9 protein-coding genes are annotated in these 10,044 nt (G+C 72.6%); 6 read left to right on the top strand and 3 right to left on the bottom strand.

Annotated features, from left to right (window positions below; all coding sequences use genetic code 11):
- Positions 1 to 368 precede the first annotated feature (368 nt).
- The 6 genes from IE318_RS26165 (at position 369) to IE318_RS26140 (ending at position 7,190) form a co-directional block, all read left to right on the top strand.
- Positions 369 to 1,157, top strand: coding sequence for a GntR family transcriptional regulator (locus IE318_RS26165; RefSeq protein ID WP_189904195.1), 789 nt, complete (start codon positions 369 to 371; stop codon positions 1,155 to 1,157).
- 66 nt (positions 1,158 to 1,223) lie between these two features.
- Positions 1,224 to 1,451 (top strand): 4Fe-4S dicluster domain-containing protein, encoded by a 228-nt coding sequence (locus tag IE318_RS26160; protein ID WP_030180763.1) that lies wholly within the window; start codon positions 1,224 to 1,226, stop codon positions 1,449 to 1,451.
- Positions 1,452 to 1,467: 16 nt separating this feature from the next.
- The gene (locus IE318_RS26155) at positions 1,468 to 2,811 is read left to right on the top strand and encodes an ABC transporter substrate-binding protein (RefSeq protein WP_189904193.1); all 1,344 of its coding nucleotides are present in this window, start codon (positions 1,468 to 1,470) and stop codon (positions 2,809 to 2,811) included.
- A complete protein-coding gene (locus IE318_RS26150) occupies positions 2,808 to 3,686 on the top strand; it encodes an ABC transporter permease (protein WP_189904191.1) in 879 nt (292 codons plus the stop codon). The genes IE318_RS26155 and IE318_RS26150 overlap by 4 nt, the downstream gene beginning before the upstream one ends.
- On the top strand, positions 3,670 to 4,437 hold the full coding sequence (locus IE318_RS26145; protein WP_189904189.1) for an ABC transporter ATP-binding protein: 768 nt from the start codon (positions 3,670 to 3,672) through the stop codon (positions 4,435 to 4,437). The genes IE318_RS26150 and IE318_RS26145 overlap by 17 nt, the downstream gene beginning before the upstream one ends.
- Positions 4,434 to 7,190 (top strand): fumarate reductase/succinate dehydrogenase flavoprotein subunit, encoded by a 2,757-nt coding sequence (locus IE318_RS26140; RefSeq protein ID WP_308438596.1) that lies wholly within the window; start codon positions 4,434 to 4,436, stop codon positions 7,188 to 7,190. The genes IE318_RS26145 and IE318_RS26140 overlap by 4 nt, the downstream gene beginning before the upstream one ends.
- Before the next feature lie 96 nt (positions 7,191 to 7,286).
- On the opposite strand, the gene IE318_RS26135 is transcribed toward IE318_RS26140, so the two are convergent.
- From IE318_RS26135 to IE318_RS26125, 3 genes are all read right to left on the bottom strand, one after another.
- Positions 7,287 to 7,745: an RrF2 family transcriptional regulator gene (locus IE318_RS26135; RefSeq protein ID WP_189904187.1), complete on the bottom strand. Its 459-nt coding sequence runs from the start codon at positions 7,743 to 7,745 to the stop codon at positions 7,287 to 7,289.
- A 48-nt stretch (positions 7,746 to 7,793) separates the two neighbouring features.
- The gene (locus IE318_RS26130) at positions 7,794 to 9,032 is read right to left on the bottom strand and encodes an acyl-CoA dehydrogenase family protein (RefSeq protein WP_189904185.1); all 1,239 of its coding nucleotides are present in this window, start codon (positions 9,030 to 9,032) and stop codon (positions 7,794 to 7,796) included.
- Between the two features lie 142 nt (positions 9,033 to 9,174).
- Positions 9,175 to 9,888, bottom strand: a complete 714-nt coding sequence (locus IE318_RS26125) for an LmeA family phospholipid-binding protein (protein WP_189904183.1) — start codon at positions 9,886 to 9,888, stop codon at positions 9,175 to 9,177.
- Positions 9,889 to 10,044: the final 156 nt, after the last annotated feature.

The following is a 10,044-nucleotide window of genomic DNA, read 5'->3' as shown; positions in this document are numbered from 1 at the left end:
TCCTCTTCGTCGGCATCGCCATCGACCTGCTCATCTTCAGCCCCCTCGAACGCTGGGTCCTGCGCAGCCGCGGCCTGCTGGTCACCCGCTGAGCGAACGCGTCCCGATCGACACGGAGTGGCCCGGCCGGCAACCGCGCCGAGGCCGCGGCGAAGCAGCTCGGCGCGGCCCCGGACCGGTCACGCGGCGCGTCCCGCAAGCGTGTCCACGGCCCGGCGGGCGACCCGCCCCGCAGAAGCGGGCCGGCACTGGCAGATCTTCCCGACGGCTCGACGAAACCCCAGGTCAGCGGCCCAACTGAGACCCCGTCAGGTGGCGCAACACGGCGGCAACACTCCTTTCCCTACCCGATCGATATGGTTCAAGACATGCCCTCCAGCAACAGCATCCGGGACCACGCCGGCCAGGGCGCGACCACCGTCGCCGCCCACCGCGCGCGGCGCCGGCTGCGCGCCGACCAGGCCAGGCAGCTCGCCGACCTGCTCCGCCACCAGCTCCTGGCCGGCGGCTTCCCGGACGGCACGCTCCCCCACGAGACGGCCCTCGCCACGGACTACCGCGCAAGCCGCAACACCGTCCGCCAGGCGCTGGACCTGCTGAGGGCCGAAGGCCTCGTGGACCGGCTCCCGGGCGTCGGCACCGTGGTCGTCGCACAGAAGTACCCGCACGGCCTCGACCGCCTGATGGGCCTCGCGGAGACCCTCCGCGAGCACGGCCGGGTCACCAACGAGGTCCGCACCATGGGCCCCGCACCCGCACCCGCCCCGGTCGCCGAACGCCTGCACGTCCAGCCCGGCACCGACGTCCTCTACATCGAACGTCTGCGCCGCCTGAACGGCCTGCCCCTCTCCCTCGACCTGACCTACATCCCGCTCGACATCGGCACCGCCCTGCTCGGCGCCGACCTGGAGAACACCGACGTCTTCCGGCTCCTGGAGACGATCACCGGCAAGCGTCTCGGCCACGCCGAGATCACCCTGGAGGCGGTGAACGCGGACACCCACTCCGCCGCCGTACTCCAAGCGCCGCACGGCGCGGCCGTCCTGATGCTGGAACGGCTCACCCACCTCTCCGACGGCCGCCCCGTCGACCTGGAGTTCATCCGCTTCCGCGGCGACCGCATCACCATGAGCGGCCTGCTGCACCGTTCCCTCTGACACCTCCCCCCTCACTCATCACTCATCACTCATCACTCATCTGGTTCGACCTTCCTGGAGACAGCCATGCCCTTGGCGCCCCAGCGGGCCGACGTGCCCGTGACCATCGACGAGTCGAAGTGCATCGACGGCTGCACGCTCTGCGTGGACATGTGCCCGCTGGACTCCCTCGCCATCGACGACAGCACCGGCAAGGCCTACATGCACGTCGACGAGTGCTGGTACTGCGGCCCGTGCGCGGCCCGCTGTCCCACCGGAGCCGTGACGGTCAACATGCCCTACCTGCTCCGGTGAGAGGTCCCGAACTCCCATGAAACGCACACCCATCGCCCTGTCCGCGGCCCTGCTCCTGCTGCCCCTGTCCGCCTGCGGCGGCAGCGCCGAGGCGGGCGACGCCAAGACGGTCACCATCACCGTCGGCTACCAGTCCAAGACCATCAACACCGTCACGGCGGGCACCCTCCTGCGCTCCCTCGGCTACTTCGAGCGGGCCCTCGACGCCCTCCACGACGGCCATGTCTACAAGGTCGACTGGCAGGACTACGCCACCGGCGCCCCCATCACCGCCCAGATGACCGCAGGGAAGATCGACATCGGCTCGATGGGCGACTTCCCGCTGCTCATCAACGCGGCCCGCGGCAAACAGCTCGGCAAGCCGACCCGGCTGGTCTCCGTCACCGGCTACAACCTCCGCGGCGGCCTCAACACCATCGTCACCTCCCCCGACTCCACGCTGTCCTCCCTCACCTCCCTGAAGGGCAAGAAGGTCTCCACGAGCGTCGGCTCGGCCGCCGACGGCACGCTCGTACGGGCACTGCAACGCGCCGGGATCGACCCCGACAAGGGCATCGAGAAGCTCAACCAGCAACCCGCGGTGGGTGCTTCCGCCCTGTCGTCGGGCAGCGCGGACGCCCTGTCGCAGTTCGTCGCGTGGCCCGGCCTGCTCGCCCACCAGGGCAAGGCGAAGGCCCTGTACGACGGCGCCCAGCTGAACCTGCCCACCTTCCACGGCGTCACCGCCCGCGAGGACTTCGCCCAGCGGCGGCCCGCCGTCCTGGAGGCCTTCCTCAAGGCCCAGACCGAGGCCACGGACTACCTTGACGCCCACCCGGTCGCGGCCGCCGAGAAGGTCGCCGAGGCCACCGGCCTGCCCGCCGAGGTCGTCTACCTCTACAACGGCGCCCACGGCATCGCCACCTTCGACCCCGCGATCAAGCCGCGGCTGCTGTCCGCGCTGAAGCAGGACGTCTCGGTCCTGAAGGCGGAGAAGCTGACCGGCGACATCGACGTGGACTCCTTCGTCGACGACCGGTACGTCAGGAAGGCCCTCGGCGCCGACTACGCCAAGCGGCTCGCCTCGCTGCCGCCGGCCGCCGCGAGCGAGGTGTGGCCCAAGGGCGCCCAGAAGACGATCGGTTTCAAGTCCCCTGCCGAGCTGCTGCGTCATGTCGCCGGACACAAGAACGGCATCCGCGCCGCCTACGTCCCCGACGCCACCACCGGCACCCTCTGGTTCGCCGACCGGGCGGTCTGGGTGGCCGACGGCTACCAGCTGCTCCCCTTCGTCGCACCGGCGACCGCGAAGGCGTACGTCGCCGCGCACCCGGGCGCCCGCGTCATCACGTACGCCGACGCACTGGGACGGGCGTCATGACCCGGCGGCCCCTGGCACGCCATGTGCTGCGGACGCTCTCCCTGGCGGCGGCACTCGGCCTCTGGCAGCTGCTGACCAGCCTGAACGTCGACCTGTGGCTGCGCTTCTCGCAGTTCCCCACCGTCGCCGACGTGGCCCGCACCTTCGCCGACCGGCTGGCCGGCCCCGACTACTGGACCGACCTCACCGACAGCCTCACCCGCATCCTCACCGGCTTCCTGCTCGCCGCCGTCCTGGGCGTGGCGACGGGCGTGCTCGTGGCCCGCTCCCGCCTCGCCGAGGACCTGCTCGGGCCGGTCCTGGAGGTCGTCCGCCCGATCCCGGCGATCGCACTGGTCCCGGTCGCGATCCTCCTCTTCCCCTCCAACGAGCAGGGCATCGTCTTCATCACCTTCACCGCCGCCTTCTTCCCCGTCCTCGTCTCCACCCGGCACGCCGTCCGTGCGCTGACACCCGTGTGGGAGGAGGCCGTGCTGACGATGGGCGGCGGCCGGTGGCGGATCCTCGGCTCGGTCGTGCTGCCGGGCGCGCTGCCCGGCATCTTCGGCGGCCTGTCGGTCGGCATCGGCGTCTCGTGGATCTGTGTGATCTCCGCCGAGATGATCTCCGGCCAGTACGGCGTCGGGTACCGCACCTGGCAGGACTACACTGTCGTCGACTACGCGGGCGTCCTCGTCGGCATGGTCACCATCGGCGTCCTCGGCTGGGTCACCTCCACGGCCGTGGAACTCCTCGGCCGCCGCCTGACCCGCTGGCTGCCCCGCACCTCGTACGTCCCCGCCGGCCGGATGCCGCGCCGGGCGCGCGGCACCGCAGCGGCCGTACCGGTGGGTCCCACGACCAAGGAGGGCGTCCCCCATGACCAGCTCGTCTGACGTCCGTTCGCCCGCCCGCGGCGGCGCGGCCCTGGCGCTGCACGGCGCCGTCCTCGGCCGGCCCGGCGCACCCGTGGTCCACGGAGTGGACCTCGAAGTGGCCCCCGGCGAGATCCTGACCGTCGTCGGCCCCTCCGGTTGCGGCAAGTCGACCCTGCTGCGCACGCTCGCCGGGCTGCTGTCCCCGCTCGCCGGACAGGCCGGCCAGGACGGGCGCCCGCTGACGGGCCCCGCCGCCGACCGTGCCCTGGTCTTCCAGGAGGACGCCCTCCTGCCCTGGCGCACCCTGCGCGCGAACGTCGAACTGCCGCTCGCCGTCAAGGGGGTGCCGCGTGCGGAGCGCAGGCGGCAGGCCGGGGCCTGGCTGGCGCGCGTCGGCCTCGCCGAGCAGGCCCGGCAACTGCCGCACCGCGTCTCCGGCGGGCAGCGCCAGCGCGCCCAGCTGGCCCGGGCGCTCGCGGGAGCCCCCCGCGCCGTCCTCATGGACGAACCCTTCGGCGCCCTCGACGCCCAGACCCGCGCCGGCATGCAGGACCTGCTGGTGGAGGTGCTGCACGGCACGGGCGCCACGGTCGTCTTCGTCACCCACGACGTCGACGAGGCCCTCTTCCTCGGCGACCGCGTGGCGCTGCTCGGCAACGACCGGCTGACCGCCGTACGCGATGTGCCGCGCCCGCGCGACCGTTCCGCGCACGACGATCCGGCGCGCGTCGCCCTGCGGCGCGAAGTCCTCACGTCACTCGGTTCTTGAAAGGCATCCCGGTGGACACCCTCCCGCAGATCCCGGCCCTCACCGACGCCGAGGAGATCAGCTGCGACGTTCTCGTCATCGGCGGCGGCACCGCCGGCACCATGGCCGCGCTCACCGCCGCCGAGCACGGCGCGGACGTGCTCCTCCTGGAGAAGGCCCACGTCCGGCACTCCGGCGCGCTCGCCATGGGCATGGACGGCGTCAACAACGCGGTCATCCCGGGTCGCGCCGAACCCGACGACTACGTCGCCGAGATCACCCGCGCCAACGACGGCATCGTCGACCAGTCCACCGTCCGCCAGACCGCCGGCCGCGGCTTCGCGATGGTGCGGCGGCTGGAGTCGTACGGAGTGAAGTTCGAGAAGGACGAGCACGGCGAGTACGCGGTCCGCCAGGTCCATCGCTCCGGCTCGTACGTGCTGCCGATGCCGGAGGGCAAGGACGTCAAGAAGGTCCTGTACCGGCAGTTGCGGCGGCGCGAGATGCGCGAGCGGATCCGCATCGAGAACCGGGTGATGCCGGTGCGGGTGCTCACGGCACAGGGGCGGGCCGTGGGGGCGGTCGGCTTCAACACGCGCACCGGCGCGTTCGTGGTGGCGCGCGCGGGCGCGGTGATCCTCGCGACGGGCGCCTGCGGCCGCCTCGGCCTGCCCGCCTCCGGCTACCTGTACGGCACCTACGAGAACCCCACCAACGCGGGCGACGGCTACGCGATGGCCTACCACGCGGGCGCCGAACTCACCGGCATCGAGTGCTTCCAGATCAACCCGCTGATCAAGGACTACAACGGTCCCGCGTGCGCCTACGTCGCCAACCCCTTCGGCGGCTACCAGGTCAACCGCCACGGCGAACGCTTCGTCGACTCCGACTACTGGTCCGGCCAGATGATGGCCGAGTTCGCCGAGGAGGTGGCGAGCGACCGCGGCCCGGTGTACCTGAAGCTGAGCCACCTGCCGGAGGAGTCGGTCTCCGCGCTGGAGTCGATCCTGCACTCGACCGAGCGCCCCACCCGGGGCACCTTCCACTCGGGCCGCGGCCACGACTACCGCACCCACGACGTCGAGATGCACATCTCCGAGATCGGCCTGTGCGGCGGCCACTCGGCCTCGGGCGTACGGGTCGACGACCACGCCCGGACGACCGTCCCCCGCCTGTACGCCGCCGGCGACCTGGCCTGTGTGCCGCACAACTACATGATCGGCGCCTTCGTCTTCGGCGACCTCGCGGGCGCGGACGCCTCCCGGTACACGGCGTACGAAGGAGAATTGCCCGCCGACCAGCTCCGCGAGGCGCACGAGCTGATCTACCGCCCGCTGCGCAACCCGGACGGGCCGCCGCAGACCCAGGTCGAGTACAAGCTGCGCCGCTTCGTGAACGACTACGTGGCCCCGCCGAAGGCCGGCGCCCGGCTCTCCCTGGCCCTGGAGGCCTTCGAACGGATGCGGGACGACATCGCCGCCATGGGTGCCCGCACCCCGCACGAGCTGATGCGGTGCGCCGAGGTCACCTTCATCCGCGACTGCGCGGAGATGGCCGCGCGCGCCTCCCTCGCCCGCACGGAGTCCCGCTGGGGCCTCTACCACGACCGCGTCGATCATCCGGTGCGGGACGACGCGTCCTGGTTCCACCACCTCGATCTGTTCAAGTCCCCGTCCGGGGCGATGGAGTTCACGGCCCGTCCCGTGGCCCCCTATCTGGTCCCGGTCGACGGCTTCGCCCCGGTCGGCGGCCCTTCCCGGCACCTCGGCGAGGTCCACCCGGAGCAGGTGGCGACGGCGGGGGCCCGGGACAGCGCGCCGGTGGCGTCCCGGCGGGAGCCCACCGTGGCCGCCACAGCCGCGCGCACCCGTGCGGACGCGAGCGCGCCGACCACACCTCGCCTGCTCGAACTGCTGCGTCTCGCGGAGGACGCGCCCGATCTCTCCGTGCTCGCCGGCTACTTGGCGGACCCCGAGCCCGGCGTGCGCCGCACGGCCGTCACGGTCCTGACGGAGACCGTGCCGCCGGGCACCGGCCCGGCACTGGCCGCGGCGCTCACCGATCCCGACGCCGGCGTCCGCGCCGCCGCGGCGGCGTCCCTGCGCGAACTGGTCGAGACACTGGCCCCGGAACCGGCCCTGCGCGACGGCCTCGCCGCCGCCCTGTCCGGGGCCGACCCCGCCGTCCGTGCCGCCGCACTGGACGTGCTGCGTGCCCTGCGGATCGGTGACGCCGAGCTGTTCGCGGACTCCCTGTCGGACCCCGACATCGCCGTGCGTGTCGCGGCCGTGCGCGCGCTCGTGTCGGTCGACGCCGTCGCGGACGTGGCCCGGGCGGCGGCCGTCGAGCCGTCCCGCGAGGTCCGCGTCACGATCGCCAAGGCCCTGGCCACCCTGGGTACGGGCGCGGACGTGGCCCGCTCGGCGCTCGCCGCGCTCATCGACGATCCCGACGCCCTGGTGCGTGGGGCCGCCTACGAGGCTCTGGGCACGACGGGCTGCCCGGCCGCCCTGGCCCGCCGCGCGGAGGCCGCCCTGTCCGACCTGGCCTGGCAGGTACGGGCCGGTGCCGCCGCCGCTCTGTCCTCCGCCGACTCCGAACTGGCCGTACCGGCCCTCGCCAAGACCCTCACCGACCCGAACGCCGACGTCCGCAAGGCCGCCGTACTGGCCCTGACCCGGCACCGTGCCGTCGAGGACGCCCGAGTGGCCCTGGCCGCCGCGACGACGGACTCGGACGCGGACGTCAGGGCCTATGCCGCACGGGCGCTGTGACCGCGACCTGCGCCGCGGCCGACAGACGTCACGTGTTCCGCGGGACGTCCCGGGCCGCGTGGAAGGGTGCGGCCGGCCGCGCCTGCCGGGTGACGGTCAGGGATTCGTCCAGGCCTCGGGATCCTCCGCGAGGGTCACGACGTCGTCGGGCAGCCTGGCCGCTGCCACATGGGCCAGGGTGACCTCGCCGAGAATCTTGCGGACGTTGGCGCGTACGGCGATCCACAGCGGCAGCAGCGACTCCGCGGGGCCGCCGTAGGAGAGTTCGGGCGGGCGCACGCCCCGCACCGAGACCAGGGGGCCGTCCGCCACGCGGATCACGTCCGCGATGGCGATGGAGTCCGCCGGGCGGGCGAGCCGGTAGCCGCCCTTCCCGCCTCGCTGACTGACCACGAGGCCGCCCCGGCGCAGGTCGCCCAGGATGCCTTCCAGGAACTTGTGCGGGATGCCCTGTGCGGCGGCGATCGCCTCGGCCTTGAGCGAGGTGTCGTCCTCCGCAGCGGCCAGTTCCAGTGCCGCTCGCACCGCATAGTCCGCCCGCGCCGAGATCCGCATGCCGCAATTATCCATCACGGCCGTGTCCGCACGTCACCGGCTGCGCCGTCAGCCGGGCAGGGTGAAGGGCGGGTGCGCGCCGTTGAGAAAGTAGTCCCCGACCTCGCGCAGCCTGGGGGCGACCGGCTCACGGAGGGTGTGCGTCCGGGCGTCGCGCCAGAAGCGGTCGAAGCCGTGGCGGGAGGAGGCGGCGTCGGCGCCGATGACGTCCAGGGCACGGGTGGTGATCTCCTGCGCGGCCCGGGAGGCGGCGGCCTCGGCCACGCTCGCGAGGACGGCGATCTCCGCGCACTCCTCACCGTCGAGGTCCTCGCCCTGTGCGAGGCCGTGCATCAGGGCCTCCACCGCCTGGTCGGCGAGGGCGGACGCGGCACGCGCGACGACGGCGAGCTCGCCGAACGCGGTCAGCGCGTTCGGATCCTGCGGTGCGCCGACCGGCCAGGGCTGCGCCGAGAAGGGCTGCCAGGGGGACCGCACGGCCCTTCCGTACTCGCGGACCTCGGACAGCAGTCCCTCGGCGACGCCGAGACAGAACTGGACGGAGACCAGCCGCGCGGTCGGCGCGGCCAGAGAGGCGAAGGGTGACAGCACTCCTTCGTCCGGCGAGAGGGAGCCGAAGACGTCGTCCGCCGCGACCGGCACGGAGTCGAACTCCACGCCGCCGCCCGCCGCCAGCCGCCGGCCGAAGGTGTCCCCGACGGTGCCGCTCACGACGCCCGGGCGGGTGGCGTCGACGAGGACGGCCAGCGGCTCGCCGGTGCCGTACCTGGCCGCTCGGACCACCAGCCGGTCGGCGATCCCCACCCCGGCGGCATACCTCTGGTAGCCGTCCAGCAGACAGCCGTCCGCCGAGGGGGTCAGTATGAGCGGTGGTTCGTGCGAGGCGATACCGCCTCCCCAGCACCACTGTCCCGCTGCCGACTCCCGCTCCATGCGGGCCGCCCGGGCGGGGCCGGCGAAGAACCGGGGGCTGTAGGACAGGAAGTAGTGGTTGCCCAGCAGGTGCCCGATGGCCCCGTCGGCCGCGGCGACGGTCCGGACGACCGTGCAGGCCGTGCGCCAGTCGGCACCGCCTCCCCCCAGTTCGGCCGGTGCCAGCAGTGTGAGCAGTCCCGACTCGCGCAGCCGCGCGACCTCTTCGAGCGGCGGCTTGCCGGCCTGTTCCCGCTCGACCGCGTCCGTGGCGAGGTCGTCCGCCATCTCACGGGCTATGTGCGGCCAGTCCACCTGCCCGGCTGACGCATCGGCCGAGTGGAGTGATGCACGGTGACACGTCGGCTTCATCATCCTCACTCCCGTCGCCACCACCGTACCCCATTTCCCTAGTGATTCGGTAGGGAAAGCCGCTCGAACGAGGTCGTGACCCGGACGACCGCCGGCCGGCCGAAGTCGGCCCGCGCCCGCGGTCCGTGGCCGGTGGCGGGTCGGATCACCTGGTGAAACGCGACGAGCCGAGGTTCACCAGGTGACCGGTCATGCCGATCCGCACGCCCTCTGAGGTGGCGCGTGCCGAGGTGAAGCCGACGTTCTCGGGGAGTTGGACCCGCCACGTGGCCATCGGCTGTTCGGTACCGGGGAGGTTCAGCGAGATCTCCGTTCCCTGGGCGAGCACAGTGCCCGTGCCGTTCAGGTCGCTCCCGCCGGCGGTGCCTGTGACCCTGACCCGCGCCGCCTGCTCCGTCGAACCCGGGGCCTGCGAGATCCGGATGGGACCGCCCTTGCTCGTCAGCCGCGTGACCACGCCGGACAGCGCGTCGTACGACAGCATCAAGGAGCCCGTGGCGAGATCGGCCTCGGCGCTGCGCGCGGCCAGAGAGGTCACCTGCACGCCGCGCAGGTCGAGATGGAACTGTTTGACGGGCAGGTAGCCGCCCTGGGCGTTGCTCGTGGTGTCGACGGTGAACTGCGACGCCGCCAGCCTGACGTGGCCGAAGTGCCGGCTGAACGCCTGCGTCAGAAAGGGGAAGCCCTCTATCGACACCTCGAGGTCACCGTCGGTGCTGTTGCTGTAGTCGTACTTCTGCGCGGCAAGGTGGGTGGCCTCGTCGTCGGCGTAGTGCACGGCGAGGCGGTCGGCGACGGTGAACAGAACGGCCAGCACCACCACCGTGATCGCGAGAACCTTGACCCAGCGACGTCTCATGTGAATCTCCCCGTTTCCCCGTTGTACCGGCCTCGCGGCCGAACACGATCGGTCCGGGACCCGATCATGCACGAGGCGGGCTCGCCGCACCGTCCGAACAGCCAACAGGCCGTGCCGGACTGCTCCGGCACGGCCTGTGAACCGCGACTTCGAAAT

The organism is Streptomyces spiralis, assembly GCF_014654675.1.
Classification (GTDB): domain Bacteria; phylum Actinomycetota; class Actinomycetes; order Streptomycetales; family Streptomycetaceae; genus Streptomyces; species Streptomyces spiralis.
Note: the sequence above shows the minus strand (reverse complement) of the source record. Positions and strands in the feature narration are given on the sequence as shown.

Bases quoted from the DNA above. Each gene is read 5' to 3' on its own strand.
- IE318_RS26165 (WP_189904195.1), top strand. From the start codon at position 369: ATGCCCTCCAGCAACAGCATCCGGGACCACGCCGGCCAGGGCGCGACC.
- IE318_RS26160 (WP_030180763.1), top strand. From the start codon at position 1,224: ATGCCCTTGGCGCCCCAGCGGGCCGACGTGCCCGTGACCATCGACGAG.
- IE318_RS26155 (WP_189904193.1), top strand. From the start codon at position 1,468: ATGAAACGCACACCCATCGCCCTGTCCGCGGCCCTGCTCCTGCTGCCC.
- IE318_RS26150 (WP_189904191.1), top strand. From the start codon at position 2,808: ATGACCCGGCGGCCCCTGGCACGCCATGTGCTGCGGACGCTCTCCCTG.
- IE318_RS26145 (WP_189904189.1), top strand. From the start codon at position 3,670: ATGACCAGCTCGTCTGACGTCCGTTCGCCCGCCCGCGGCGGCGCGGCC.
- IE318_RS26135 (WP_189904187.1), bottom strand. From the start codon at position 7,745: ATGCGGATCTCGGCGCGGGCGGACTATGCGGTGCGAGCGGCACTGGAA.
- IE318_RS26130 (WP_189904185.1), bottom strand. From the start codon at position 9,032: ATGATGAAGCCGACGTGTCACCGTGCATCACTCCACTCGGCCGATGCG.
- IE318_RS26125 (WP_189904183.1), bottom strand. From the start codon at position 9,888: ATGAGACGTCGCTGGGTCAAGGTTCTCGCGATCACGGTGGTGGTGCTG.